The organism is Kitasatospora sp. NPDC057198 (assembly GCF_042670125.1).
In the GTDB taxonomy this organism is placed as follows: domain Bacteria; phylum Actinomycetota; class Actinomycetes; order Streptomycetales; family Streptomycetaceae; genus Kitasatospora.
Map to the genome: position 1 here is coordinate 1 of NZ_JBHUWH010000010.1, position 26,811 is coordinate 26,811.

Annotated in this window: 17 protein-coding genes and 1 pseudogene; 4 read left to right on the forward strand and 14 right to left on the reverse strand. The window is 73.5% G+C overall.

The annotated features are described in order from the left end of the window. A pseudogene (locus tag ACFUEL_RS02440) lies at positions 1-95 on the forward strand (ATP-binding protein); the annotation flags it as partial. 90 nt (positions 96-185) lie between these two features. On the opposite strand, the gene cimA reads toward ACFUEL_RS02440, so the two are convergent. The 12 genes from cimA to ACFUEL_RS02500 all read right to left on the reverse strand — a co-directional run bounded on the left by cimA (position 186) and on the right by ACFUEL_RS02500 (position 18,090). Then, positions 186-1,790, reverse strand: a complete 1,605-nt coding sequence (cimA, locus tag ACFUEL_RS02445) for a citramalate synthase (protein ID WP_380234050.1) — start codon at positions 1,788-1,790, stop codon at positions 186-188. Positions 1,791-2,122: 332 nt separating this feature from the next. Beyond that, complete coding sequence (locus ACFUEL_RS02450) at positions 2,123-2,686, reverse strand: Uma2 family endonuclease (RefSeq protein ID WP_380234051.1); 564 nt, start codon at positions 2,684-2,686, stop codon at positions 2,123-2,125. A gap of 99 nt (positions 2,687-2,785) precedes the next feature. Further along, the gene (locus ACFUEL_RS02455) at positions 2,786-3,898 is read right to left on the reverse strand and encodes a branched-chain amino acid aminotransferase (RefSeq protein ID WP_380234052.1); all 1,113 of its coding nucleotides are present in this window, start codon (positions 3,896-3,898) and stop codon (positions 2,786-2,788) included. 172 nt (positions 3,899-4,070) lie between these two features. Further along, positions 4,071-5,108, reverse strand: coding sequence for a 3-isopropylmalate dehydrogenase (locus ACFUEL_RS02460; protein WP_380234053.1), 1,038 nt, complete (start codon positions 5,106-5,108; stop codon positions 4,071-4,073). A 61-nt stretch (positions 5,109-5,169) separates the two neighbouring features. After that, positions 5,170-5,751 (reverse strand): Uma2 family endonuclease, encoded by a 582-nt coding sequence (locus tag ACFUEL_RS02465; protein WP_380234054.1) that lies wholly within the window; start codon positions 5,749-5,751, stop codon positions 5,170-5,172. Between the two features lie 28 nt (positions 5,752-5,779). Beyond that, positions 5,780-8,902: a S8 family serine peptidase gene (locus tag ACFUEL_RS02470; protein WP_380234055.1), complete on the reverse strand. Its 3,123-nt coding sequence runs from the start codon at positions 8,900-8,902 to the stop codon at positions 5,780-5,782. Between the two features lie 95 nt (positions 8,903-8,997). Further along, positions 8,998-9,168 (reverse strand): hypothetical protein, encoded by a 171-nt coding sequence (locus ACFUEL_RS02475; RefSeq protein ID WP_380234056.1) that lies wholly within the window; start codon positions 9,166-9,168, stop codon positions 8,998-9,000. Between the two features lie 280 nt (positions 9,169-9,448). Beyond that, positions 9,449-11,035 carry a phosphoglycerate dehydrogenase gene (serA, locus tag ACFUEL_RS02480; protein ID WP_380234077.1) on the reverse strand — a complete coding sequence of 529 codons (1,587 nt, stop codon included), beginning with the start codon at positions 11,033-11,035 and terminating at the stop codon, positions 9,449-9,451. 221 nt (positions 11,036-11,256) lie between these two features. Continuing rightward, complete coding sequence (gene ilvC, locus ACFUEL_RS02485; protein ID WP_014138197.1) at positions 11,257-12,255, reverse strand: ketol-acid reductoisomerase; 999 nt, start codon at positions 12,253-12,255, stop codon at positions 11,257-11,259. A gap of 152 nt (positions 12,256-12,407) precedes the next feature. Continuing rightward, a complete protein-coding gene (ilvN, locus tag ACFUEL_RS02490; protein ID WP_033259134.1) occupies positions 12,408-12,932 on the reverse strand; it encodes an acetolactate synthase small subunit in 525 nt (174 codons plus the stop codon). 31 nt (positions 12,933-12,963) lie between these two features. Continuing rightward, complete coding sequence (locus ACFUEL_RS02495) at positions 12,964-14,814, reverse strand: acetolactate synthase large subunit (RefSeq protein ID WP_380234057.1); 1,851 nt, start codon at positions 14,812-14,814, stop codon at positions 12,964-12,966. Between the two features lie 273 nt (positions 14,815-15,087). Beyond that, positions 15,088-18,090, reverse strand: a complete 3,003-nt coding sequence (locus ACFUEL_RS02500) for a putative bifunctional diguanylate cyclase/phosphodiesterase (RefSeq protein WP_380234058.1) — start codon at positions 18,088-18,090, stop codon at positions 15,088-15,090. A 259-nt stretch (positions 18,091-18,349) separates the two neighbouring features. Between ACFUEL_RS02500 and ACFUEL_RS02505 the strand changes: the two genes are divergently transcribed. Both ACFUEL_RS02505 and ACFUEL_RS02510 read left to right on the forward strand, forming a co-directional pair. Continuing rightward, entirely contained in the window at positions 18,350-20,065 is a 1,716-nt protein-coding gene (locus ACFUEL_RS02505; protein WP_380234059.1) for an MDR family MFS transporter, read from the forward strand. A gap of 138 nt (positions 20,066-20,203) precedes the next feature. Continuing rightward, entirely contained in the window at positions 20,204-20,896 is a 693-nt protein-coding gene (locus tag ACFUEL_RS02510) for a TetR/AcrR family transcriptional regulator C-terminal domain-containing protein (RefSeq protein ID WP_380234060.1), read from the forward strand. Between the two features lie 392 nt (positions 20,897-21,288). Here the strand turns inward: ACFUEL_RS02510 and ACFUEL_RS02515 are convergent, their stop codons facing one another. After that, the gene (locus tag ACFUEL_RS02515) at positions 21,289-21,933 is read right to left on the reverse strand and encodes a TetR/AcrR family transcriptional regulator C-terminal domain-containing protein (RefSeq protein WP_380234061.1); all 645 of its coding nucleotides are present in this window, start codon (positions 21,931-21,933) and stop codon (positions 21,289-21,291) included. A 153-nt stretch (positions 21,934-22,086) separates the two neighbouring features. Between ACFUEL_RS02515 and ACFUEL_RS02520 the strand changes: the two genes are divergently transcribed. Continuing rightward, positions 22,087-23,559: a DHA2 family efflux MFS transporter permease subunit gene (locus ACFUEL_RS02520; RefSeq protein WP_380234062.1), complete on the forward strand. Its 1,473-nt coding sequence runs from the start codon at positions 22,087-22,089 to the stop codon at positions 23,557-23,559. A gap of 203 nt (positions 23,560-23,762) precedes the next feature. Here ACFUEL_RS02520 and ACFUEL_RS02525 read toward each other — a convergent pair whose 3' ends face one another. Beyond that, positions 23,763-26,777 (reverse strand): AAA family ATPase, encoded by a 3,015-nt coding sequence (locus tag ACFUEL_RS02525; RefSeq protein WP_380234063.1) that lies wholly within the window; start codon positions 26,775-26,777, stop codon positions 23,763-23,765. Positions 26,778-26,811 lie beyond the last annotated feature (34 nt).

A 26,811-nucleotide genomic window follows, 5' to 3' on the forward strand; every position in this document is an offset into this window, starting at 1 on the left:
TCCCCATCATCACCCTCGACGCCCGGCGCCGCGACAGCGCCAAGAGCGCCCTCATCACCCTCGTCGAACACGCCCTGCTCGCCCGACTGCGGTGACGGAGCCCCCGAAGGGGTAATGGACACGCCAGAAGGGGGCGTGCGGAGCCTTCCGCACGCCCCCTGGGCACTTCCGCGCACCGACCGCCGCTACGGCCGCTGATCGGCCCTCAGCAGCCCGTAGGTGTACGCGTCCTCCAGCGCCACCCAGGACGCGGCGATCACGTTGTCCGCGACGCCGACCGTCGACCAGGTCGCGGTGCCGTCGGTGGACTCGATCAGCACCCGGGTCTTCGAGCCGGTGCCGTGCTGGCCCTCCAGGATCCGGACCTTGTAGTCCACCAGCTCCAGCTTCGCCAGCGCCGGGTAGATCGGCTCCAGCGCCGTCCGCAGCGCCTTGTCCAGCGCGTCCACCGGGCCGTTGCCCTCGCCGGTGGCGACCTTGCGCTCGCCCCTCGCCCACAGCTTCACGGTCGCCTCGTTGCCCGCGAAGCCCTTCGGGCCCTGCTCGCTGATGGTCCGCCAGGACTCCAGCTCGAAGAACCGCAGCTTCTCGCCGCCGTTCACCTCGTCGCGCAGCAGCAGCTCGAACGAGGCGTCCGCCGCCTCGTAGGTGTAGCCGAGGTTCTCCTGCTCCTTCACCCGGGCCACCACCCGGCCCGCCAGGTCGCGGTCGCTGGACAGGTCGTAGCCCAGCTCCTTGCCCTTCAGCTCGATCGAGGCCCGGCCGGCCATGTCGGACACCAGCATCCGCATGGTGTTGCCGACCAGCTCCGGGTCGATGTGCTGGTACAGGTCCGGGTCGACCTTGATCGCGGAGGCGTGCAGGCCGGCCTTGTGCGCGAACGCCGAGAAGCCCACGTACGGCTGGTGGGTGGACGGCGTCAGGTTCACCACCTCGGCGATGGCGTGCGAGATCCGGGTCATCTCGGCCAGCGCCCCGGCCGGGAGCACCCGGCGGTCGTACTTGAGCTCCAGCGCCGCCGCGACCGGGAACAGGTTGGCGTTGCCGACCCGCTCGCCGTAGCCGTTGGCGGTGCACTGCACGTGGGTGGCGCCGGCGTCCACGGCGGCGAGCGTGTTGGCGACCGCGCAGCCGGTGTCGTCCTGGGCGTGCATGCCGATCCGGGCGCCGGTCTCGGCGAGCACGGTGGCGACGGTCTCGCGCACCCCGGACGGCAGCATGCCGCCGTTGGTGTCGCACAGCACCACCACGTCCGCGCCCGCCTCGTGCGCGGTGCGCACCACGGCCAGGGCGTACTCCGGGTTGGCCTTGTAGCCGTCGAAGAAGTGCTCGCAGTCGATGAACACCCGGCGGCCCTGGGCGCGCAGGTACTCCACGCTGTCCCGGACCATCTCCAGGTTCTCCTCCAGCGTGGTGCGCAGCGCCAGCTCCACGTGCCGGTCGTGCGCCTTCGCCACCAGCGTCACCACCGGCGCGCCGGAGGCGACCAGCGCGGCCAGCTGCGGGTCCTCGGCGGCCTTCCCGCCGGCCCGGCGGGTGGCGCCGAAGGCCACCAGCTGGGCGTTGGCGAACTCCAGCTCGGCCTGGGCGCGGGCGAAGAACTCGGTGTCCCGGGGGTTGGCGCCGGGCCAGCCGCCCTCGATGAAGCCGACCCCGAACTCGTCCAGGTGGCGGGCGATCGCCAGCTTGTCGGCCACCGTGAGGTTGATGCCCTCGCGCTGGGCGCCGTCGCGGAGCGTGGTGTCGAAGACGTGGAAGGCGTCGCTGGGACGGCCGTTGGCCTCGGTCATGGCCCTGGGTTCTCCGTTCGGTGGAGGTACTGCTGCTGCCGGGATCGGAATCCGGCTCCACTGTCCAGCATCCCGCGCGCGTCCCCGGTGTCTCCGTCCCCTTGTGGGGGCCCGGTGCCGGTCCGGGGGCAAAACAAAAGACCCCTCGCGGGTGCGAGAGGTCTGCGCGCGGGTCTGGACGCTGGTGGTCGCTCCGCGGTCAGGGTGTTGCCGTGGAAGCGGTCACTGCGGACCGGCGCGCCTGCTGCTAATAATCAGCGAAAGCGAGGACACCCTCGCAGTCTTGCACACCCCCCGCCGGACGGGAGGGACGTCTCGCGATCCGGGACGGGTCAGGAGAGCCCGTCCGTCGCCAGCTCGAACCCGAACGGCTTCGGCAGCGGCAGCGGGTCGCCGAACGGGACGGAGGTGGTCGCGGTGTACTCGCCGCCTTCCGGGTGGCTGTGCAGCACGACCTGTCCGGCCTTCCGGTCCACCAGGAGGTACAGCGGAATCCCTGCTGCGGCGTAGCCCTTCCGCTTGTCCCAGCGGTCCTTGGCGGGATTGCTGGAGGTGACCTCCAGGACCATCAGGAGCCGGTCCGGCTTCATCCATGAGGGCTGACCGTCGAACGCTCCCTCGTCGGCGAACGTCCCGTCGGGGATGAACCTGCCGCCGGGGACGATCAGCCCCTTGTTGCCGGCGAACGTGATATCCGCGTCGCACAGCCGGAACACCTGGCGGACGATCCGACCGATGGCCCCCTCGTGGTCACCGTCTGGCGGTGGCGTCACGATGATCTCCCCCTCCACAAGCTCGGCCTTGAACCCCTCCGGGGTGTTCAGGGTGAGGAAGGCGTCCAGGAGGACATCCTCCGGGCTGCGGTAGACATCGGCGTCGTACATCTCGGCGGTCATGGTCCCTCCCTCCTATCCGAGTCGTTCAACGAGCGAGCGTTTCCGAGGCTACCGGCCCCGGGCATTCCGCCGTGGAATGCCCGGACCGGTGGCAGTGCCTCAGGCGATGGTGTGCATCCAGCCGTGGGTGTCGGGGGCCTGGCCGCCCTGGATGGCGAGCAGGGCCTCGCGGAGCTTCATGGTGACGGGGCCGGGCTCGCCGGTGCCGACGGTCCAGTCGGCGGTGGCGGACTTGACGTGGCCGACGGGGGTGATGACCGCGGCGGTGCCGCAGGCGAAGACCTCGGTGATGGTGCCGTCCGCGTTGCCCTGCTTCCACTCGTCGGTGGAGATCCGGCGCTCCTCGGTCGCGTGGCCGAGGTCGGCGGCGAGGGTGAGCAGGGAGGAGCGGGTGATGCCGGGGAGCAGGGCGCCGGAGAGCTCGGGGGTGACGACGGTGGCGTTCTCGCCCTCGCCGAGGACGAAGTAGAGGTTCATGCCGCCCATCTCCTCGACCCACTTGTGCTCGGCGGCGTCGAGCCAGACCACCTGGTCGCAGCCCTTGGCGGCGGCCTCGGCCTGGGCGACCAGCGAGGCGGCGTAGTTGCCGGCGCACTTGGCGGCGCCGGTGCCGCCGGGCGCGGCGCGGACGTAGTCCTCGGAGAGCCAGACCGAGACCGGCTTGACGCCGCCGGAGAAGTAGGCGCCGGCCGGCGAGGCGATGATCATGAAGACGTAGGAGTTGGCGGGGCGCACGCCCAGGCCGACCTCGGTGGCGAACATGAAGGGCCGCAGGTAGAGGCTCTGCTCGGGCTGGCTGGGCACCCAGGCGCGGTCCTGCTGGACGAGCAGCTCGACCGCCTCGACGAAGGTCTCGACCGGCAGCTCGGGCATCGCCAGCCGGCGGGCGGACGCCTGGAAGCGGGCCGCGTTGGCCTCGGGGCGGAAGGTCGCGATCGAGCCGTCGGCCTGCCGGTACGCCTTGAGGCCCTCGAAGATCGACTGGCCGTAGTGCAGCGTCATGTTGGCCGGGTCGATCTCCAGCGGCGCGTACGGCGTCAGCTGGGCGTCGTGCCAGCCCAGGCCCTCGGTCCAGCGGATGGTCACCATGTGGTCGGTGAAGACGCGGCCGAAACCGGGGTTGGCCAGTCGGGCCTCGCGCTCCTGGTCGGACAGCGGGTGCGCGGAGGGCTTGAGGTCGAACGTGATGGGCGCCTGGGTGGGCGTGCTCATGGCTGTCTGTCCTTCACCGTGGGGTTGGGCTGGGCCTTCACCGTCGGGCGGGGGAAACGCATGACGGCACGGCCCACTGTCGATACTCGCATCCAGAGGGCCGTGCCGAACAGCCGGGAGGCTGTTGTCCGCTGTGAACCGGCCCACCGGCCGGAGGTTGTCGTCCGGCCGGTCAGCCGGATACTCGGGCGGCGAGCGCGTCGCCGACCTCGGAGGTGGAGCGGGCGCCGGAACGCTCGGTGAGGTCCGCGGCGACCGCGGCCTCGACCGCGGCGGCCTCGGCGGGGAAGCCGAGGTGCTCCAGCAGCATCGCGACGGACAGCACGGTGGCGGTCGGGTCGGCCTTGCCCTGGCCGGCGATGTCCGGGGCGGAGCCGTGCACCGGCTCGAACATCGACGGGAAGTCGCCGCTCGGGTTGATGTTGCCGGACGCGGCCAGGCCGATGCCGCCGGTGACGGCCGCGGCGAGGTCGGTCAGGATGTCGCCGAACAGGTTGTCGGTGACGATCACGTCGAAGCGCTCGGGCTGGGTGACGAAGAAGATCGTCGCCGCGTCGACGTGCAGGTAGTCGGTGGTGACCTCGGGGAACTCCCGGCCGACCTGCTCGAAGATCCGGGTCCACAGGTGGCCGGCGTGCACCAGCACGTTGTTCTTGTGGACGAGGGTGAGCTTCTTGCGCGGGCGGGCCTGGGCGCGGCGGTAGGCGTCCCGGACGACCCGCTCGATGCCGAACGCGGTGTTCAGCGAGACCTCGGTGGCGACCTCCTGCGGGGTGCCGGTGCGCAGCGTGCCGCCGTTGCCGACGTACGGGCCCTCGGTGCCCTCGCGGACCACCACGAAGTCGATCTGCGGGTCACCGGCGAGCGGCGACTTCACGTTCGGGAAGAGCTTGCCCGGACGCAGGTTGATGTGGTGGTCGAAGGCGAAGCGCAGCTTGAGCAGCAGCCCGCGCTCCAGCACGCCGGAGGGCACGCTCGGGTCGCCGATGGCGCCGAGCAGGATCGCGTCCTGGCCCTTGAGCTCCTCCAGCACCGCGTCCGGGAGGGTCTCCCCGGTGCGGTGGTACAGCCGTGCACCGAGGTCGTACTCGGTGGTCTCCAGCTTGGTGTCGGAGGGCAGGGCGGCGCGGAGCACCTTGAGGCCCTCGGCCACGACCTCCTGGCCGATGCCGTCACCCGGGATCACTGCGAGACGAATGGTGCGAGACATACTCGGACAGTACAACCGTCCCACGGCCTGGGCACGGACCGTCCACGATCCGGACGCGGTGTCAGAGCAGCTCGACCTCGACCGGGAACGGCACATCGAGCTTGAGGACGCCGTGATGGATTCCCGCCACCCCATAGCCCTTGGTCGCCGGGTCCAACTCGTAGACGTAGACCACGGGGCGGCCGTTGTCGCTCTCCACCCGCCAAAAGTGCCGGATGCCCGCGGCGGCGTACTTCCTCGGTTTGGTCTCCCGGTCTCGTTCCTCCGACTCCTCCGAGACCACCTCGACCGCCAGCATGACGTCGTCCGGTTCGCAGTACGTCTGCTTCGGGCCGGTGACGCCCTGCTGGTTCACCACCATCAGGTCGGGCTCGGGACGATTGCGCCGGTTGAGCTTGACATTCATCTCCCTCCACACCTCCCACCCGGCCGGAGCCGCGTCCGCCAGCGCCCTTTCGAGGAGACGGAGCGTACGCATGTGGAACAGCGTCTGCGGACTCACGAAGATCAGGCTCCCGTCGATCAACTCCGTGTGCGGCGGGAGGTCCGGCAACCGGTCCAGGTCGTCGGCGGTGTAGCCGCCCACGGGCGGGCGGAGCCAGTCCGGGTACGGGTCCTGGTCGACGCTCATCAGTGCTCCCATGGTGGGGACTCTGGCCTGTCCGACCAGGCTACCGGGCCCCTTCCCGCCCGGGGCCACCCTTCGGGGTGAGCAGCTGGATTCGGTTGCCGACCGGGTTGAGGTGGTGGATCAGCAGGGCTTTCGAGAGCGGGGTGTGCAGGACCTGGCCGGGGTGAACGGGGACGAGGACGGGGGTGGGTCGGGCCGGGTCGAACGGGAAGGGGCCGAGGGTGTCGAGCGCGTCGGCCGGGTCCTCGGAGGCGCCGGTCCACACCGTGTAGCGGGGGCGGGTGAGCGGCGGCAGGGCCGCGAGGCGGACGGGCAGCAGCAGGGTGTCGGAGTCGAGCAGCGCGGTGTCGGTGTCGCCCCAGCGGCCGTTGAGCGGCTGGACGTCGAGTTCGGCGCCGGTGCGGGCGTCCAGGGTGCGGGCGACCAGCACGTCGCTGCCCTTGAGGCGGTCGGCGACCACGGTGGCGTCGGGGGTGCCGTCGCCGTCGGCGTCGATCGAGGCGCGCACGCCGAGGGCGCCGGCCGGGGTGGCGGCGGGGGCCCACAGCACGGCGGCCAGGTAGAGCGTGCCGTGGCCGTCGACGGCGGCGGCCGCGTGGTGGAGGTCGGCGGCGCGTTCGGCGGGGTCGTCGACGCAGGTCTCGGCGTCGTCGGCGGGGCAGTCGGGCCAGCGCGGCCCTTCGCCGCCCGGCTGGAGGGCGGTGAGCAGGCCGGGGCGGGGGCCGCCGGAGACGGCGAAGGTGGCGGCGGTGCCGAGCGCGGTGGTGGCGGAGGCGGCGCGCGGGGCGGCGAACAGCGGGACGCGCAGCGGCGGGAGGGCGGTGTCCTCGGGGGTGAGGGTGAGCCGGCCGGAGAGTTCGCCGCGGTAGCTGCGGGCGTGTCCGGCCTGCCGCAGGTCGAGGGTGGGGTCGGGGGCGCGGCCGAGGTCGGCGCCGAGCCGGAGGGTGACGGTGACGGTGGCGCTGCCGTGCGGCGGCAGGTCGACCCGGGCGGGCGAGACCTCGAAGCCGGCGCCGGGCAGCGCGGTGGCGGGCGCGTAGCCGGTGGTGTAGGTCAGCGGCCGGTCGCCGAGGTTGCGGACGGTGACCTCGCGGGTGGCGGTGGTCGCGCCGGCGGCCTCGACCACGCCGAAGGAGACGCCGACCGCGCCGTCCACCTGGGTGCCGTACGCCAGCACGGGGGTGCGGACGGCGGCGTCGGCGCGGACCCGGCCGCTGCCGGTGCGCTCGGGGCCGTACACCGGGCCGGTGCGGCCGTCGTGCGCGTAGGTGTCGGTGGCGGTGTCCATCAGCGCGGCCTTGACCTCGGCGGCGTCGTAGTCGGGGTGCGCGGAGCGGACCAGGGCGGCCAGGCCGGACAGGTGCGGGGTGGCCATCGAGGTGCCGTCCTCGCGCATGCCGCCGGTGCCGGTGCCGGCCTTGGCGGACCAGATGGTCTCGCCGGGGGCGGCCAGGTCGGGCTTGACGACGCCGTCGACGCCGATGCCGCGGGAGGTGAAGGAGGCGAGGGTGTCGATGCGCTGCGGCTGGTCCTGCGGGACGGCGCCGTGCAGCGGGTTGCCGGGGGCGGCCAGCCGGACGGTGACCGGGCCGCCGCCGAGCGCCGCCAGCAGCCGCTCGCCGTCGGCGCGGGCCAGGATCGCGGCGGGGATCCGGTCGTCCCCGGCGATCTCGCCGAGGTTGTCGCCGTCGGCGGCGTAGAGCGTGCCGACGGCTCCGGCGTCGGCGGCGTGGTCGGCGCGCGGGGCGGAGCCGCAGGCCCGGTCCGGGTCCTTGGTGGTCCAGCGCAGCACGGCGACCTTGCCGCGCAGCCGGTCGGCGTCGGCGGGCGTGAAGGGCTGGCAGCCGTCCGACTGGTCGGCGGGGACGGCGAGTTCGCCGCTGACCTCGGTGTCGGCCCAGTGGGTGTACTTGCTGCTCCAGTGCGCGGGGACGTTCCCGGCCAGGTCCGCGGGGGCGAGGACGGTGATGCCGTCGGCGTCGCCGTGCTCGTCGACCGAGGCGGCGGCGGTGAGCACGCGGGCGGCGGTGCCGGGGCTGCCGCCGACGCCGTACACGTCGCCCTCGTTGCCGGAGGCGGCGACCACCACGGTGCCGAGCGCGGCGAGCCGGTCGGCGGCCAGCGCGTCGGCGTCGCCGGGGCGGCCGTAGGGGCTGCCGAGCGAGAGGTTGACCACGTCGAGACGGTCGGAGAGGTCGCCGTCGCCGTTCGGGTCGGCGGCCAGGTCGAGGGCGGCGGCGAGCTGGTCGGTGGAGCCCTCGCAGCCGAACACCTTGATCGCGTAGAGCTGGGCGCCGGGGGCCGCGCCGGGGGCGACCGCGAAGCCGGCCGGGTCCAGGCCGGGGCGGTAGGGGCCGCGGTAGGGCTTGCCGTCGGCGGTGACGCCGTACCCGGCGGCGGTGCCGGCCACGTGGGTGCCGTGGCCGTTGGCGGCGCAGTCCAGCGGGTTGTCGTCGGGGTGCGGGTCGGGCTGGGGGTGGGCGGCGGCCGGGTCGGGGTCGTAGTCGTCGCCGACCAGGTCCTTGCCGCCGACCACCTTGGCGTTGGGGAACAGCCCGGCGGGCGCGGGCTTCGCGCCGTCCACCGCGTGGTACGCCCCGGGGGTGCCGGGGCCGCCGAAGTCGGCGTGGGTGTAGTCGATGCCGGAGTCGACGACGCCGATCCGGACGCCCTCGCCGGTGTGGCCCTCGGGGCCGTCCCAGACCTGCGGGGCGCCGGTGAGCGGCACCGAGTACCCGTTGGCGCGCCGCTTGAGCGCGACCGGGCGGACGGAGCGCACCCCGGGCAGGCCGGCCAGCCGCGGCAGTTCGGCGGCGGGCAGCCGCAGCGCCAGGCCGCTGACCAGGGTGCGGGTGCGGTAGAGCGGGCGGGCGTCGGGGACGGCGCGCCGCAGGGCGGCGGTGAGCGCGTCCAACGAGCGGTCGGCGGCGGCCCGTTGGCCGCTGCCCGCGCTCGCGGCGGCGCGCCGGGTCTGGTCGGGGGTGCGCAGTTCCCGGCGGGCGGTGTCCCGGGCGCGCTGCCAGGCGGTGGCGGCGGGCTCGGTGCCGAGCTCCAGGAACACGGTGGTGCTCGGGCCGCCGGCGGGCCGGTCGTCGGCCAGCGCGGGGGCGGCGGCCGGGGCGAGCAGGACGAGGGCGGCGAGGAGGCCGAGGGGGGTGCGCACGGCCCCAAGGTAGGAGCCGCCGGAGGGCCGGGGGCGGAGGTTCACCCCTGGGGTGACACGCCGTCACCCGTCCGGCCCAGCAGGGGCGTCGGTGTTCAGTCGCCGATCGGGGCGCCGTTGTCGCGGCGGTCGAGGGCGCGCTGCAGGGCGGCGGCGGTGCGGGGGTCGGCCGGGAGGGCGCGACGGCGGCGCGGGGCTGCGGCGCGGGCGGCGGCGGAGGTCGTGGTGGCGGCGGGGGCGGTGGTGCGGTCTGCGACGAACGGCATACCGGGCTCCTTGGTGCGGGGGCGCAGCGGCGCGCGGAAGGGCTTGAGGGGGTACGCCGAGCAGGGATCGCCTGCCGCACCGCGTACGGGCCCACGGGCCACGCTCCCCGTAGTTGCGGGGGTGGCTCACCGTAGGACTACTCCACGGTACGACGCGGAGGCCGCGAGGTCAGCAGATTTACTTGGATTTCCTAGTATCTGAGACGGGGATCGCTCCGGGGCATGCGAACGGCCCTTCCGCCTCAAGGTCGGAAGGGCCGTTCGGAGGTGCTGCGGGGCGTCAGCCCAGGTTGACCGAGCGGGCGAACTTGGCGCCGATGGCGGCGGCGATCTCGGCCAGGACCTCCTGGGAGACCTCGCTGTCCACGGTGATCGAGGCCAGCGCGTTGTCGCCGTCCCGGGCGACCTGCATGCCCGCGATGTTGATGCCCGCGTCGCCGAGGATCCGGCCGAGGGTGCCGACCACGCCGGGGCGGTCCTCGTAGTGGAAGAACGCCATGTGGTCGGTGAGCGCCACGTCCACGTCGAAGCCGTCCACGCCGACGATCTTCTGGGTCTGCTTCGGGCCGGAGAGCGTGCCGGAGATCGACACCTCGCCGCCGCCGGCCAGCGTGCCGCGGACGGTGATCACGTTGCGGTGCTCGGGCGACTCGCTGGAGGTGGTCAGCCGCACCTCGACGCCGCGCTCCTGGGCGAACAGCGGGGCGTTGACGTAGGACACCGTCTCGGCCACCACGTCCTCGAACACGCCCTTCAGGGCGGACAGTTCGAGCACCTTCACGTCGTGCTGGGTGATCTCGCCGCGGACCTCGACGTCCAGGCGGACGGCGACCTCGCCGGCCAGCGCGGTGAAGATCCGGCCGAGCTTCTCGGCCAGCGGCAGGCCCGGCCGCACGTCCTCGGCGATCACGCCGCCCTGGACGTTGACCGCGTCCGGCACCAGCTCGCCGGCCAGCGCCAGGCGCACCGACTTGGCGACCGCGATGCCGGCCTTCTCCTGCGCCTCGTCGGTGGAGGCGCCCAGGTGCGGGGTGGCGACCACGTTGTCGAAGGCGAACAGCGGGGAGTCGGTGCACGGCTCCTTCGCGTACACGTCCAGGCCGGCGCCGGCCACCCGGCCCTCCTGGAGCGCCCGGACGAGCGCCTCCTCGTCGACGATGCCGCCGCGGGCGGCGTTGACGATCCGCACGGTCGGCTTGACCTTGTGCAGCGCCTCGTCGCCGATCAGGCCGATGGTCTCCGGGGTCTTCGGGAGGTGGACGGTGATGAAGTCCGAGACCTCCAGCAACTCCTCCAGGGAGAGCAGCTTGACGCCCATCTGGGCCGCGCGGGCGGCCTGGATGTAGGGGTCGTAGGCGACGATCTTCATGCCGAACGCGGACATCCGCTGCGCGACCAGCACGCCGATCCGGCCGAGGCCGACCACGCCGAGGACCTTCTCGCTGAGCTCGACGCCGGTGTACTTGTTGCGCTTCCACTCGCCGCCCTTGAGCGCGGCGTTGGCGGGCGCGATGTTGCGGGCGACCGAGATCAGCAGGCCGCAGGCCAGCTCGGCGGCGGTGACGATGTTCGAGGTCGGCGCGTTGACGACCATCACGCCGGCCTTGGTGGAGGCGGCCACGTCCACGTTGTCCAGGCCGACGCCGGCCCGGGCGACGACCTTGAGCTTCTTGGCGGCGGCCAGCGCCTCGGCGTCCACCTTGGTGGCGGAGCGGATCAGGACGGCGTCCACGTCGGCGATCGCGGTGAGCAGTTCGGCGCGGTCGGCGCCGTTGCAGTGCCGGATCTCGAAGTCGGGGCCCAGCGCGTCGACGGTGGCGGGCGACAGCTCTTCGGCGATCAGTACGACAGCGTTCTTGGGTGTCACAGTGCTCACGACAGTGTGTCCTTAACTGTCCGGTTCACCCCGCCGCACGGAGGTGGCGCGCACAGGGCGGGGGAAGGTGGCATGTCGCGTAGCTAGACGCACGACGCTGTGGGCCTGACGCGTGGTTCGGAGTCTATCGGCGGGGTGGTGCGGGGACTGCTCCCGTCCGGCGAAATCACCCGGACGGGAACAGCCTTGTTGTACAACCGCGACGGGGAGGCTCAGGCCTCCTGGTCGACCCAGCTCATCAGCTTGCGCAGCTTCTTGCCGGTGGTCTCCAGCAGGTGCTCGCTGTCCGCGTTCTTGTACTCGTTGTACTTCGGCAGACCGGCCTTGTACTCGGCGATCCAGGTGTTGGCGAAGGTGCCGTCCTGGATCTCGGCGAGGACCTTCTTCATCTCGGCCTTGGTGTCGGCGGTGATGATGCGGGGGCCGGTCACGTAGTCGCCCCACTCGGCGGTCTCGGAGACCGACCAGCGCATCTTCTCCAGGCCGCCCTCGTACATCAGGTCGACGATGAGCTTCAGCTCGTGCAGGCACTCGAAGTAGGCGATCTCGGGCTGGTAGCCCGCCTCGACCAGGGTCTCGAAGCCGGCCTTCACCAGGGCGGCGGTGCCGCCGCACAGGACGGCCTGCTCGCCGAACAGGTCGGTCTCGGTCTCCTCGGTGAAGGTGGTCTTGATGACGCCGGCCTTGGTGCCGCCGATGCCCTTGGCGTACGACAGCGCCAGGTCGAACGCCTTGCCGGTGGCGTCCTGCTCGACGGCCACGATGCACGGGACGCCGCGGCCCTCCTGGTACTGGCGGCGCACCAGGTGGCCGGGGCCCTTCGGGGCGACCATGCAGACGTCGACGTCGGCCGGCGGCTGGATGAAGCCGAAGCGGATGTTCAGGCCGTGGCCGAAGAACAGGGCGTCGCCCGCCTTCAGGTTCGGCTCGATGGCGTCCTTGTAGACGTCGGCCTGGATCGGGTCCGGAACCAGGATCATGATGACGTCGGCCTCGGCCGCGGCCTCGGACGGGGTGACCACGCGCAGGCCGGCCTCGGCGGCCGCGGCGCGGGACTTGGAGCCCTCCAGCAGGCCGACCCGGACGTCCACGCCCGAGTCGCGCAGCGACAGCGCGTGGGCGTGGCCCTGGCTGCCGTAGCCGATGACCGCGACCTTGCGGCCCTGGATGATGGACAGGTCGGCGTCGTCTTCGTAGAACAGCTCGGCCACGGGGGCACATCTCCTTGCGTGATGGTGATGCCGGGGTTCCTACCGTAGGCGCACCCGGCGGACTTCGATGGCAGTGCTCAGTTGGTAAGACGGTGGTGCCGCGCGGAGCGCGCCGTCCGAGGGTGGTGGTGGGCGACGGGAGGACAGCCGCGTCAGGCGGAGCGGTCCAGCGCGCGCAGCGAGCGGTCGGTGATGGAGCGGGCGCCGCGGCCGATCGCGACCAGGCCGGACTGCACCAACTCCTTGATGCCGTACGGCTCCAGCATCCGCAGCATGGCCTCCAGCTTGTCCGAGGAGCCGGTGGCCTCGATGGTCACCGCGTCGGGCGACACGTCGACGGTCTTGGCGCGGAACAGCTGGACGATCTCGGTGACCTGGGAGCGGCTCTCCGCGTCGGCCCGGACCTTGACCAGGACCAGCTCGCGCTGGACGGCCTGGGACTGGTCCAGCTCGACGATCTTGATCACGTTGACCAGCTTGTTGAGCTGCTTGGTGACCTGCTCCAGCGGCAGCTCCTCGACGTTGACCACGATGGTCATCCGGGAGATGTCGGGGTGCTCGGTCGGGCCGACCGCGAGCGAGTCGATGTTGAAGCCGCGGCGGGAGAACAGCGAGGCGATCCGGGCGAGCACGCCGGGCTTGTTCTCGACCAGGACGGACAGGGTGTGCTTGGACATGGTGGTCATCGCTTTCGGGTCCGGGAGTCCGTCAGTCCAGGTCGTCGCCGAAGTCGGGGCGCAGGCCCCGGGCGAACTGGATCTCGTCGTTGCTGGTGCCGGCGGCGACCATCGGCCAGACCATCGCGTCCTGGTGGACGATGAAGTCGATGACCACCGGGCGGTCGTTGATCTCCATCGCCTGCTTGATCACGTCGTCCAGGTCCTCGGGGCGCTCGCAGCGCAGGCCGACCGCGCCCATCGCCTCGGAGAGCAGCACGAAGTCCGGGATCCGGGTGCCCTGCGCGGGCGGCTCGACGCCGTCGTGGCCCGGACCCGAGTGCAGCACGGTGTTGGAGTAGCGCTGGTTGTAGAACAGGGTCTGCCACTGGCGGACCATGCCGAGCGAGCCGTTGTTGATGACCGCGACCTTGATCGGCAGGTTGTTCAGGGTGCAGGTGGTGAGTTCCTGGTTGGTCATCTGGAAGCAGCCGTCGCCGTCGATCGCCCAGACCGGGACGTCCGGCCTGCCGGCCTTGGCGCCCATCGCGGCGGGGACGGCGTAGCCCATCGTCCCGGCGCCGCCCGAGTTCAGCCAGGTGGCCGGCTTCTCGAACTGGATGAACTGGCTGGCCCACATCTGGTGCTGGCCGACGCCCGCGGCGTAGATCGCGTCCGGGCCGACCAGTTGGCCGATCCGCTCGATCACCTGCTGGGGCGAGAGCTGCCCGTCGGGGGCGGGCTCGTAGCCCAGCGGGTAGGTCTTCTTCCACTCGTTCAGCCGGGCCCACCAGTCGGTGTAGTCGCCGCGGTGCCCGGCGTCGAACTCGGCCTGGACGGCGACGATCAGGTCGGCCAGCACCTCGCGGGCGTCGCCGACGATCGGCACGTCGGCGGCGCGGTTCTTGCCGATCTCGGCGGGGTCGATGTCGGCGTGCACGACCTTGGCGTTCGGGGCGAAGGAGTCGAGCTTGCCGGTGACCCGGTCGTCGAAGCGGGCGCCGAGGGCGAACAGCAGGTCGCTCTTCTGCAGCGCGGTGACGGCGGGGACGGAGCCGTGCATGCCGGGCATGCCCAGGTGCTGCGGGTGGCTGTCGGGGAAGACGCCGATCGCCATCAGGGTGGTGATGACCGGGGCGCCGGTCAGCTCGGCCAGGATGCGCAGTTCGGCGCCCGCGTTGGCCTTGAGCACGCCGCCGCCGACGTACAGCACCGGGCGCTTGGCGTTCACCAGCAGCTTGGCGGCCTCGCGGATCTGCTTGGCGTGCGGCTTGGTGACCGGGCGGTAGCCGGGCAGCGCGGCCTCGACCGGCCAGCGGAAGACGGTCTGCGCCTGCAGCGCGTCCTTGGCGATGTCGACCAGGACCGGGCCGGGGCGGCCGGTGGCGGCGATGTGGAACGCCTCGGCGATGACCCGGGGGATCTCGGCCGGGTCGGTCACCAGGTAGTTGTGCTTGGTGATCGGCATGGTGATGCCGCAGATGTCCGCCTCCTGGAAGGCGTCCGTGCCGATCGCCTTGGAGGCGACCTGGCCGGTGATCGCGACGATCGGCACCGAGTCCATGTAGGCGTCGGCGATCGGGGTGACCAGGTTGGTGGCGCCGGGGCCGGAGGTGGCCATGCAGACGCCGACCCGGCCGGTGGCCTGCGCGTAGCCGGTCGCGGCGTGGCCGGCGCCCTGCTCGTGGCGGACCAGGATGTGGCGGACCTTGGTGGAGTCCATCAGCGGGTCGTACGCGGGGAGGATCGCACCACCGGGGATGCCGAACACCGTGTCGGCGCCCACGGCTTCGAGCGAGCGGATGAGCGACTGCGCGCCGGTCATGGTCTCGGTGGTCTGGGGACCCGGAGCGTGGGCGGCCGGGTGGTCCCCGCGGCGGGGGGTTGCGGCGTGCTCAGTCATCTGCCTGTCTCTTCTCGGGTTCTGCTCGGGGGGTTGCGGTCCGGGCGGCGAACGGTCCCGGCCGGTCTCCGGCTCTGCCTCAATCGTCCGGATTTCAGGTGGTCGAGGCCAGTTGTGGTGCGATGGCCCACCAGCATTCGTGCAACAAAAAACCCCTCGTGCCAAGGGCATGCGAGGGGGAGGCGCGTCGGGCTGGGTTCAGCCGACGCGCCCGCCAAGTACGAGAATTCGGGTGGTCATGGCATCGACCTTCCTCCCACGCAGTGGCGGGTGTCAAGCTGGTGGGACCGGCGTCTCACCATGCGGGCCGGCGCCCGGACCGCCCACGACGTGCCGTTGCGGCAGGTCGAGACCGGTGTGCGGCGGGCCCGGACGGACGGTGGCGGCCTCGGCCAGACCACCCGTTCGCGGGTCCGGGGTGCGCTGCGGCCGGCGGCCCGGACCGCCCTGCGGCTGGCGCGGCACCGGGTAGCCGCGGCGCAGCAGGGCGCGGCGCAGCCGCAGTTCGTCCAGCGGCCGGTCGAAGGCCAGGCCCTGGCCGCGCCGGCAGCCGAGCTCCTGGAGGACGGCGAGCTGCCGGGGGTGGTCGACGCCGTCGGCGCCGGTGACCAGCCCGAGGTCGCGGCCCAGGCGCAGTGCGTGGCCGGCCAGGGCGCGGGTGAGGGCGGAGTCGGCGATGTCCTGGACGAGGCTGCGGTCGAGCTTGAGGGCGTCGAACGGCAGCCGGGCGAGGGCGCCGAGCGAGCCGGCGCCGGCCCCGAACCCGGCGAGCGCGGTGGAGACGCCGAGGCGGCGCAGCGCGGCGAGCCGGCGGCCGAGTTCGTCGGCCAGCGCGTCCGGGCAGGTCCGGGCGACCTCGACGACCAGCAGTTCGGGCGGCAGCCCGGTGTCGCGCAGCGCGCCGGCCAGCGTCTCGTACATGCCGGGGGCGCAGATCCGTTCGGCGGCGAGCCGGACGGTGACCGGGACAGGCGGGGCGGCGGGGCCGTCGGCGCGGCGGCGGGCGGCGGCGCCGACGGCCTCGGTGAGCAGCCAGCGGGTGAAGCGGGTGGCGGCGTCGCCGGAGTCGGCGGTGCGCAGGAACTCGGCGGGGGTGAGCAGCAGTCCGCCGGCCGAGCGCCAGCGGGCCTGCGCCTCGACGCCGGTGAGCCGGCCGCCGGCGAGTTCGACCACGGGCTGGTGGAGCAGGGTGAAGGCGCCCTCCCGGACGGCGGCCCGCAGCCGCTCCTCGAGCTCGCCGCGGCGGTCGATCTCGGCCCGTATCGCCGGGGTGTAGAGCACCACCCGGCCCTTGCCGCGGGACTTCGCCTGGTACATCGCCAGGTCGGCGTCGCGCAGCAGTTCGTCGGCGGCGGCCCCGGCGGCGTCCCGGTCGGGGCCGGATCCGGCGGGAGCGGGCCCGGCGGGGGCGGGTTCGGCCGGTCCGGGCCCGGCGGGGGCGGGTTCGGGCACCGGCGGCGGGGTGTCGGGGCCGAAGGCGATGCCGATGGAGGCGGCGACGCCGAGTTCGGCGCCGCCGATCCAGTACGGCTCGGAGAGCGCGCCGCGGATCCGCTCGGCCAGGTCGCGGACCTGCGGGTGGCCGAGCCGGCCGCGCACCAGGACGGCGAACTCGTCGCCGCCGAACCGGGCCACGGTGTCCTCGCTGCGGACGGCGGCCTGCAGCCGGCGGGCGGCCTGCACCAGCAGTTCGTCGCCGACCTGGTGCCCGGCGGTGTCGTTGACGGCCTTGAAGCCGTCCAGGTCGAGGAAGAGCACGGCGACGGCGGTGCCGGCCGGGCCCTGCGCGGAGAGCGCGGCCCGGACGCGGTGGGCGAAGAGGGCGCGGTTGGGCAGGTCGGTGAGCGGGTCGTGGAACGCGTTGTGCTGCAACTGGGCCTGCAGGCGGACGCGTTCGGTGATGTCCCGGCTGTTGAGGATCAGGCCGTCGCGGTAGGGGTTGACGGTGGATTCCACGTGCAGCCACTCCCCCTCGCCGGAGCGGATCCGGCACTCGACCCGGGCGGAGGGCTCGCCGTTGCTGAACCGGGCGCCCCGGGTGCGGGCCAGGATCCGGCGGACCTCGGCCAGCACCCGGTCGACGTCCTCGGGGTGGACCAGGTTGAGCAGGTTGCCGCCGACCAGGTCCTCCGGGTCCCGGTTGTAGACCCGCAGGGCGGCGGGGCTGACGTAGGACAGCGCCCCGGACGGCCCGGCGATCATGATGACGTCGCTGGAGCCCTGCACCAGGGAGCGGAAGTGCGCCTCCTTGGTGGCGAGTTCCTGGGCCAGCGAGAGGTTGTCCAGCAGCATCACGCCCTGCCGGACGATCAGCGCCAGGCCCACCGTGCTGGCGGCGGCCAGCATCACCCGGTCCAGCGGGCGGCCGCCGAGCGCGTTGTAGAGGATGCCGGCGGTGCAGACCGCGGCGGCCGCGTACGGGGTGAGCGCGCTGAAGGTGGAGGCCACCCGGCGGCGAGGCGAGCCCTGCGCGGAGGGGTGCTCGCGGGACGGGCGGCGGGAGGGCTGCCAGGGGGCCCAGGCGAGCAGCAGCGAGCCGGCGAACCAGCCCGCGTCCAGCAGTTCGCCGGAGTGGTAGTCGCTGTGGAACTGCGGGGTGGTGAACAGCGCGTCGCAGACCACGGTCAGCGCCAGGCCGATCATCGCGGTGTGCACGGCCGTCCGGTTGCCGTCCCGGCCGCGGAAGCGCAGCCCGACCACCAGGCTGACCAGCAGGATGTCCAGCACCGGGTAGCCGAGGGCGAGGGCCAGCTTCAGCGGGTCGTCGCCGTCGCCGGCCGCGACCCGGCCCAGCGCCAGGCTCCAGCTGAGCGTGAAGAGCGAGCCGGCCACCAGCCAGCCGTCCAGCAGCAGGCAGAGCCAGCCCGCCGGGGTGTGCGGGCGCTGGGCCAGCACCAGCAGGCCGGTGATGGCCAGCGGGGCGAACAGCAGGAAGGCGTAGTCGGCGAAGGAGTCCGGGGGCAGCGGCTGCCGGAGCACCACCTCGTACCAGCCCCAGGCGCCGTTGCCGAAGGCGACCATGGCCGAGGAGAGGCCGAACAGCAGCCAGGCCGGGCGGGTGTGGCCGCCCACCGCGATGCCGTGCGCCAGACAGGACAGGGCGGCCGCGAGGGCCGCCCCGGCGAGACCGAAGTCCCCCATCACCAGCGCGAGTTCACTGGACCCCCAGCCGACGGCGGCGCCCGCGGCGTACCCGGCGCAGAGCACCGCGAGCAGGACGGCGGCGGCCCGGCGGAACGGGGCTCGGGCAGGCGGCACCGACTCGGTGGAGTTCAATCGACATCTCCCCCTCCGGCCAGCGGCCGTACCGGTCTTCCCGCTTCGGACCCTACACCAATGCCGTCACGCACTGGCACGCTCTCTCAACTTAGAGTAATGAACCGCAGGTGGCGCGAAGCGGGTTGCCGGCGGGATCGCCCGTTCGGCTCAGGCCGGAGTGCGGCGCCGCCCGGCGGGCCTTGTGCGGCGCGGGGCCCGCGGCTAAATTGAACACTGACCAATTGGTCACCGTTCAATTTTCGGGGGAGTCATCGCCATGGCCGTCGCACGGAACACCGCACCCGGGCCCTCGGGCCCGCCGACCACCGCCGCCCGGCCGGGCCGGCGCATGGTCTGGGCCCTGGTCGGCGTGGTCCTCACCTCCTTCCTGAGCGCCCTCGACCAGACCGTCACCGCGGTCTCGGTGTTCCCGATCGCCCACGACCTGGACCCGGTGAACGGCGTCGGCCTGATGTCCTGGGTGATCGGGGCCTACATGCTGGGCTCCACCGCGACCCAGCCGCTGTACGGCCGGATCGCCGACATCTACGGCGCCAAGCGGGTCTTCCTGGCCTCCGCCTTCGCCTTCCTGATCGCCTCCGGGCTGTGCGGCGCCGCGCAGAGCATGGGGCAGCTGATCGCCTTCCGGGCCCTGCAGGGCATCGGCGCGGGCGGCCTGTACAGCGTGTCGCTGATCCTGATGGCCCGTTCGGTGGCGCCCAAGGACCGGGCGAAGTTCCAGGGCATCGCGGGCATCGTGATCCTGCTCGCCACCATCGCCGGCCCGCTGATCGGCGGCTTCCTGACCGGCGACCACACGGTGCTCGGCCTGCACACCTCGTGGCGCTGGATCTTCTACGTCAACCTGCCGATCGGCGCCGTCGGCATCACCATGGTCGTCACCCTGCTGAAGCTGCCGCACGAGCAGCGCTCGCACCGGGTCGACTACCTCGGCGCGCTGCTCGCCTCCGCCGGCACCGCCCTGCTGCTGCTGATGACCACCTGGGGCGGCACCGAGTACCCCTGGTCGGACCCGCTGCTGTGGGCGCTGGGCGCGGGCGGCGCGGTGCTGCTGGCGCTGTTCGTGTGGCGGCAGGCCAAGGCCGCCGAACCGCTGGTCCCGCTCGGCCTGTTCCGGGTGCGGACGGTCGCGGTCTCCGGTCCGATGCTGTTCGTGGTGGGCTTCGCGATGATGGGCGCGATCACCTACGTGGCGCTGTACCTGCAACTGGTGGACGGCCTCGACCCGACCGGGACCGGCCTGCGGATGATGCCGATGATCCTGGGCATCCTGGTCTCCTCGATCGGCTCCGGCATCGTGATCTCGGCCCGCGACGGGCGCTACAAGATCTTCCCGATCATCGGCGCGGCGGTGTCCGCGGCCGGCCTGGGCCTGCTCGCCATGCTCTCCGGCGGCAGCTCGTACTGGCTGCTGGCGGGCGGCCTGCTGCTGCTGGGCACCGGCCTGGGCCTGCTGATGCAGGTGCTGGTGCAGGCGGTGCAGAACTCGGTGCCCAACGCCGAACTGGGCTCGGCCACCACCTCGGCGGTCTTCCTGCGCACCCTCGGCCAGTCCTGCGGCGCGGCGGTGTTCGGCGCGATCCTGGCCAACCGGTTCGACGCCCGGGTGGCGCTGCACCCCGAACTTCCCGCCGGCCTCGAGCCGGAGGGCCTGGCACACCTGGCCGGGTCGGCCCGGGACGCCGCGGTGGACGCCTTCACCGACTCGCTGGATGTGGTGTTCCTGGTCGCCGCCGTGGTGATGCTGCTGGCCTTCCTGCTCTCCTTCCTGCTCAAGGAGATGCAGTTGCGCGAGATCGACGACTTCGAGGCGCTGGCCAGCGAGTTGGGCGACGAGACGCTGGCCGGGGGGCCGGCCGCGGAGACCGCGCGGAGCGGGAACGCGGAACCGGGGACGGCGCGGAGCGGGGGCGCGGCGGTGGCCGGGCCGCGCGAATCGGCGGACGGCGGGGTGCCGAGCCCGCCGCGGTGAACGGGGGTGCGGAGTCGGGCGATTGCGTCCGCCCGCTGCGGCAACGGGCTCGAAGCCCCGTGGAGTACGGCTTCCCTACGATGGGACCCCTGGCCGCGCCCGCACTGCGGCGCGGCGGAGAGAACGAGGTGACACCCGATGCCGCTGCAACGGACCGACGTGGTCGACGCCGCGATGAGGCTGCTGGACGACACCGGGCTGGACGCCCTGAGCACCCGGCGGCTGGCCACCGAACTGGGGGTCCGCCCGGGTGCGCTGTACTGGCACGTGGCCAGCAAGCAGGACCTGCTGGACGCGCTGGCCGAACGGATCCTCGGCGAGGTGCCGGAGCAGGTCGGCCCGGCGGACGCGCACTGGACCGAGCGGACCGCGGCACTGGCCCGGTCGATGCGGGAGGCCATGCTGGCCCACCGGGACGGCGCCCGACTGCTGGCCGGGGCCGCCGCGCTGGGCCCTAACCGGCTCGGCTTCGCGGAACGGCTGATGGGGGTGCTGGGGCAGTCGGGCGCCCCGCTGGCGGCGACGGCCGCCGCCGGGGACGCCGTGATGAGCTACGTCACGGGCTTCGTCCTCCAGGAGCAGAGCAGCCCGCGGAGCGGCCCGGACGGGGCGGAGCGGCCGGAGGGGCTGGAGGGGGCGAAGGGGTCGGAGGGGGCGGAGGGGGCGGAGGGGCCCGCAGCGGCACCGTTCGACGCCGGGCAGTTCCCGCTCCTGGCGGCCTGGCTGTCCCAGTGGTCGTCGGACACCCCGCAGCAGACCTTCGCCGCGGGTCTGGAGATCCTGGTCGAGGGCCTGACGGTCTACCTCCGGAAGGCAGCGGCGACGGCCTGACGCCCCATCCGACCGACCCGGGCGCCCTGCGACCCGACACCTCGTCCGGGCGCGGCAGGACCGTGAGCCCCACGTGCGCACCGCCCGCAGCGGGGCGGAACGGGCCGGGCAAGCACGCCCCGGTGATCCGTCGACGGGGCCGCACGATCCGCCAACACCCCTGCGAGGCCGCCGATCCGTCCGTGGGCGCCGGGGGCGCGGAGGGCGCGGCGCAGCGGGATTCCGACGGTGACCCGAGGCCCGGCGGGCGGCGCCGGAGACCGACCCGCCGGGCCCCGGCACGAGAAGCCGTCGACGCGCGTCCCCCCGACCCGATCGCGGCGAGGGGCAGGACGAACGCTCCGGCCGCCGGCACCGCCGGGCGGGCGCGCCCCGTGCGCGTCGCGGGCGCTTCAGCGTCCGGTCGCGGCGGTGGCCAGGGCGGACATGCCGGCCACCATCAGTTCGGTGCCGTGCCGGAAGTCGGCGTCCGGGTTGGGGCGGCCGACGGTGGCGAGCACCTCGCCCAGCACCGGGTAGTCGCCGGAGGCGAGGGCCGCGCCGACGTTCTCGGGTGCCGTGCCGTCGGCGGCGAACGCCGCGGCGGCAGCCTGTTCGTCGAGCACGAAGCCGAGGGTGTAGCTGACCACCACACCGCCGTTGCGCAGCGCGTCCTGCGGACCGAAGCCGGCCCGCAGCAGCACGACGACGAGCTGGTCCATCACCTGGAGGGTGCCGCGCACCGGGCGGGCGCCGGCGAAGATCCGGGCGCCGTCGCGGTGGGTGCGCAGCGACCGGCGCAGCCGCCAGGCCAGGTCGCGCAGCCAGTCCTGCCACGGCTCCTCCGGGGCCGGGGGCCGCAGGGCGGCGAACTCGCCCGCCAGCATCTCCTCGGCCATCAGGTCGAGCAGTTCCTGCTTGTCCTTGATGTGCCAGTACAGCGCGGCGGGCTGGACGCCGAGCACCTTGGCCAGGCGCCGCAGGCTGAGCCCGTCCAGGCCGACCTCTTCCAGTAGGCGCAGTGCCGTGCGCACCACGGTGTCCTGTCGCAGGGCCATCGGCGGGCCTTCCTTCCGGGAACCAGGGGGACCCCAGTCTAACGCCGTTCAACGGATATCGGGCACTCCGAATCTCCTTTGCCTGCTTGACGCAGAGGAGAGGGCCGAGCAACACTGAACACCGTTAAATTGAACGCCGTTAAGGAGACAGGAATGGGAAGCATCTCCGCAGGCGCGGTCGCCGCCGGGTCGTCCGGCAGGGCCGCCGCAGCCGCCGACGACAGCCGGGTCACCCTGGACATTTGGCTGGTCGCAGGGGTGATCGTGGTCGGCGCCTTCATGTCGACCCTGACCACGACGATCGTCAACACGGCCCTCGGCACGCTGAGCGTCAAGCTGGGCGCAGCGATGAACACCGTTCAGTGGGTGGCCACCGGCTACCTGATCGCGCTGGCCGCCGCGATCCCGCTCAGCGGCTGGGCGGCCAAGCGGTTCGGTGCCAACCGGCTCTGGCTCGGCGCTCTGGTGGTCTTCTCCCTCAGCTCGGTGGCGTGCGCAGCGGCGGGCTCGATCCACCTGCTCATCGGGCTGCGGCTGCTCCAGGGCCTGGCCGGCGGACTGCTGGTGCCGACCGGGCAGATGATGCTGGCCGCCGTGGCCGGTCCGAAGCGGATGGGCCGGGTGATGAGCATCGTCGGCATCCCGGTGGTGCTGGCCCCCGTGCTCGGCCCCTCGCTGGGCGCGCTGCTGCTGGAGCACCTCGGCTGGCAGTGGCTCTTCCTGGTCAACGTCCCGTTCGGCCTGGTCGGACTGCTCGCCGGCCTCAAGCTGCTGCCGCGCTCCGGCGCGCAGGACGCCGGTCGGCTCGACGTGCTGGGCACCCTGCTGGTCGCGGCCGGCCTGCCGCTGGTCACCTACGGCGTGGCCGAGACCGCCCACCTGGGCAGCTTCACCGACCCGGCCGGCCTGCTGCCGACCCTCGCCGGCGTCCTGCTGCTCGCCCTCTTCACCCGGCACGCGCTGCGCAGCCCCCGCCCACTGCTCGACCTGCGGCTGTTCCGGAACACCGCGTTCACCTCCGCCTGCGTCAGCACCTTCTGCCTGGGCGCCGCGCTCTTCGGCGCGCTCATCGTGCTGCCGCTCTACTACCTGCGGGTCCGGCACGAGGGCATCGTCACGGCCGGCCTGCTGATGGCCCCGCAGGGTCTGGGAACGGTGCTGGCGCTACCGCTCTCCGGCCGGCTGACCGACCGGATCGGCGGCGGCCCGGTGATCCTGGGCGGCCTCGCGGTCGCCCTGCTGGGCACCGTCCCGCTGGCCCTGCTCGGCAGCGGTGACGACCTCCGGTACCTCTCCGTCGTCCTGGTGGTGCGCGGCTTCGGCATCGGGCTGGCCACCATGCCCGCGATGTCCACCGCGTACTCGGTGATCGAGCGGCAGCAGATCCAGCACGCCACCCCGCTGCTCAACATGCTCCAGCGGGTGGGCGGTTCGTTCGGCACTGCGATCCTCACCGTGGTCTTCCAGCACCACGCCGCCGGGCTCGGCGCCCCGACCCCCGCCCACCTCGCCGACGCCTTCGGCTACACCCACTGGTGGGTGGTCGCCGTGACCGCGATCGCCGCAATCCCGACCGCCCTCCTCACCCTGGCCCACCGCAAGCACCGCACCACCACCCCCGCATGACCCCCACGGCGGCCCCGGCCGCCCCGGCCACCCCAAGCCGCGCGCAGCGCAACCCCGGCACACCCTCAGCCTCCCTACCCGACCGCCTCCCCCTCCGGAAACAACCGCAGCCGATGGGCCAGCGCAGCAGCCTCGCCCCGGCCACCCCCACCGCAGCCCCCACCCCAAGCCGCGCGCAGCGCCCCCCAGCACCGTCAACTCCCCTACCCGACCGCCTCCCCCTCCGGGAACAACCGCAACCGATGGGCCAACGCAGCAGCCTCCCCCCGGCCGCTGACGGCGAGCTTGGCGAGGATGTTGGAGACGTGCACGCTGGCGGTCTTGGGCGAGATGAAGAGCTGTTCGGCGATCTGGCGGTTGCTGCGGCCGAGGGCGAGCTGGCGCAGTACGTCCCGTTCGCGCGGGGTGAGGCCGAGGCCGTCGCCGGAACCGTTCGCGGGGGCGGCCCGGTGGCCGAGGCCGAGTCGTCCGGCGAGCAGTTCGGCGTCCCGGCGGGTGGTCAGGTCGCCGCGGCGGCGGGCGAGTTCGGCGGCTTCGTGGAGGTGGGCGGCGGCTTCGTCGCGTGCTCCGGTCGCGGCGGCGTCCTCCGCGGCGCGCAGCAGGGCGTACGAGAGCGGTCCGGGCAGGGCGGCGGCGCGCAGTTCGGCGACGGCGGTGCGGCGGTGCTCGGTGGTGGGGCGGCCGGCGGCGCGGGCGAGTTCGCCGGCCAGCAGGGCGGCCCAGCCGCGTTGGAGGGCGCAGCGGGGGGCGAGTCGTTCGGCGAGGCGGCCGATCCGGGCGAGGGCGGCTTCGCCGTCGGGGGTGCGGGGGTGCTGGTCGGCCTCGGCTTCGGCAGCGTGGGTGAGCAGCGGGAGGAGGTGGCCGTCCTGGCCGGTGAGGACGGTGCCGTCGAGTGCTTCGGCGAGCCGGGCGCGGGCCTGGTCGGGGCGGCCGAGGCGGACGGCGAGCCGGATGCCGAGGGCTGCGGTGGGCAGCACGTGCTGGGGTTGGGCGCCGCCGCCGCCGCTGGCGTGGGCGGCGGCCCAGTGGGTCTCGGCCTCGGCGGTGTCGCCGCGCAGCAGGGCGAGTTCGCCGCGCAGGCGGTCCATGAACTCGCCGTGGGTGTCGGCCTCGGGCTTGTCGTCCCAGTCGGCGAGGACGGCGGCGGCCTCCTCGGTGCGGCCGGCGGCGAGCAGGGCCTCGGCGAGGTTGCCGGTGAGGATGGGGCCGGTGTTGAGCAGCAGTCCGCTGCGGCGGGCGGCGTCGAGGCCGGTGCGGGCGGCGGTGACGGCTTCTTCGGCGCGGCCGTAGGAGAGCAGCAGGCTGGCGAGGTTGTTGAGGCCGCGGGTGTGGACGTCGTCGTTGCCGAGCGGGAGGGCCTGTTCGACGGCTTCGGCGAGCAGGGCGAGGGCGCGTTCGCCGTCGTCGAAGTCGCCGAGGAGGCCGGCGAGGGTGACCCGGGCGTGCACCTCGACGGAGGGGGCGTCGGCCTGGCGGGCGACGGCGACGGCGCGTTCGGCGGTGGCGACGGCGGCGGGGCCGGGGTTTCGCAGCAGGCCGTGCGCGGCTTCGAGGGCGAGCGCCTCGGCCTGGACGGCGGACGGGCCGAGGTCCTGCACCAGCCGGTGCGCGTACTGGATCTCCTCGAGGCCGCCGCTGCGCTTGAGCTGGTCGAGCATCTTGGCGCGCTGGAGCCGGAACCAGGCGGCGCGCAGCGGGTTGCGGGTCTCGTCGACCAGGCCGAGGGCGCGGCGGGCGAGGCTCTGGCCGCGGTCGCGGTCGCCGGCCCGGCGGGCGGCGACGACGGCTTCGGCGAGCACGTCGACGAGCTGGAGGCGTTCGCAGCCGTCGTGGCCGTCGTCCTCGCAGGCGCAGGGCGGGTAGGTGTCGGCCCAGTCGTAGGGGCGCAGGGTGGTGGCGAGGGTCTGCTCGGAGACGGCGTCCCAGAGTTCGAGGGCGCGTTCGAGCATCTTGAGCTGTTCGGCGAAGGCGTTGCGGCGGCGGGCGACCCGGGCGGCGTCGAGGGCGGCGGGCAGGGCGCGGGCGGGCTGGTGGGCGCGGTACCAGTAGTCGGCGAGCCGGGCGGTGCGCTGTTCGGCCCGGACGAGTTCGGGGTCGGCCTCCAGGACGGTGGCGAACCGCCGGTTGATGCCCTGCCGTTCGCCGGGCAGCAGGTCGTCGGAGACGGCCTCGCGGACGAGGGCGTGCCGGAACCGGTAGCCCTCGCCGTCGGTGTCGGGGCGCAGGATGTTGGCGCCGACGGCGGTGCGCAGCGCGGAGATCAGCGCGTCCTCGCCGCCGGCGCCGCTCTCGGCGACGACGGCGGCGAGCAGGGCGTGCTCGATCCGGGAGCCGCCCTCGGCGGCGATCCGGACGATCCGCTGGGTCTCCTCGGGGAGCGCCTCGACCCGGACCAGCAGGATGTCGCGCAGGGATTCGGTGACGCAGGCCAGGCAGCCGCTGCGGTAGGCGGTGGCGAGTTCCTCGACGAAGAACGGGTTGCCCTCGGAGCGGCGGTGGATGCGGTCCACCACGTCCCGTCCGGGGGTCTCGGGGCCGAGGATGCCGGCCAGTTGGGCGGCCACCTCGGGCCGGTCGAGCCGTTCGAGTTCGAGCCGCTGGACGGTGCGCAGCCGTTCCAGTTCGGCCAGGAAGGGGCGCAGCGGGTGGCGGCGGTGCAGGTCGTCGGTGCGGTAGGTGGCGACGATCAGCACCCGGGAGCGGTGCAGGGTGCGGACCAGGTAGGCGAGCAGTTCCCGGGTGGAGCGGTCGGACCAGTGCAGGTCCTCGACGACGAGGACCAGCGTCCGGCCCTCGGCCAGCCGCTCGAACAGCCGGGCGGTGTGCTCGAACAGCCGGGCCCGGCCGTACTCGTCGTTGCCCTCCCCGTCGGCCTCCCCGAAGTCCGGCAGCAGCCGGGCCAGGTTGCCCTCCAACCCGGCGGCGGCGTCGTCCAGTTCGGGCCCGAGCCGCCGGTGCAGGCGGCGCAGCGCGGCCGACAGCGGCCCGTACGGGAGGCCCTCGGCGCCGACCTCCAGGCAGGCGCCGAGCGCGGTCACCGCCCCGGCGGCCTCGGCCCGCACCAGGAACTCCTCGACCAGCCGGGTCTTGCCGACCCCGGCCTCGCCGCCGACCAGTACGGCCTGCGGCTCCCCCGCCCCCGCCCGCTCCAGTCCGGCGGCGAGCAGGCCGGTCTCCCGGCCGCGTCCGACGAACACCGGGCTGACTGTCTGCTCCATGTCCGTGAGCATGCCACAGGCCCAGGAGCTCGCC

Coding starts and splice junctions, on each gene's coding strand:
- ACFUEL_RS02475 (WP_380234056.1), bottom strand. CDS start 9,168: ATGCCGTTCGTCGCAGACCGCACCACCGCCCCCGCCGCCACCACGACC.
- ACFUEL_RS02505 (WP_380234059.1), top strand. CDS start 18,350: ATGGCCGTCGCACGGAACACCGCACCCGGGCCCTCGGGCCCGCCGACC.
- cimA (WP_380234050.1), bottom strand. CDS start 1,790: ATGACCGAGGCCAACGGCCGTCCCAGCGACGCCTTCCACGTCTTCGAC.
- ACFUEL_RS02460 (WP_380234053.1), bottom strand. CDS start 5,108: ATGTCTCGCACCATTCGTCTCGCAGTGATCCCGGGTGACGGCATCGGC.
- ACFUEL_RS02525 (WP_380234063.1), bottom strand. CDS start 26,777: ATGGAGCAGACAGTCAGCCCGGTGTTCGTCGGACGCGGCCGGGAGACC.
- ACFUEL_RS02520 (WP_380234062.1), top strand. CDS start 22,087: ATGGGAAGCATCTCCGCAGGCGCGGTCGCCGCCGGGTCGTCCGGCAGG.
- ACFUEL_RS02515 (WP_380234061.1), bottom strand. CDS start 21,933: ATGGCCCTGCGACAGGACACCGTGGTGCGCACGGCACTGCGCCTACTG.
- ACFUEL_RS02495 (WP_380234057.1), bottom strand. CDS start 14,814: ATGACTGAGCACGCCGCAACCCCCCGCCGCGGGGACCACCCGGCCGCC.
- ilvN (WP_033259134.1), bottom strand. CDS start 12,932: ATGTCCAAGCACACCCTGTCCGTCCTGGTCGAGAACAAGCCCGGCGTG.
- ACFUEL_RS02455 (WP_380234052.1), bottom strand. CDS start 3,898: ATGAGCACGCCCACCCAGGCGCCCATCACGTTCGACCTCAAGCCCTCC.
- ACFUEL_RS02450 (WP_380234051.1), bottom strand. CDS start 2,686: ATGACCGCCGAGATGTACGACGCCGATGTCTACCGCAGCCCGGAGGAT.
- ACFUEL_RS02510 (WP_380234060.1), top strand. CDS start 20,204: ATGCCGCTGCAACGGACCGACGTGGTCGACGCCGCGATGAGGCTGCTG.
- ACFUEL_RS02465 (WP_380234054.1), bottom strand. CDS start 5,751: ATGGGAGCACTGATGAGCGTCGACCAGGACCCGTACCCGGACTGGCTC.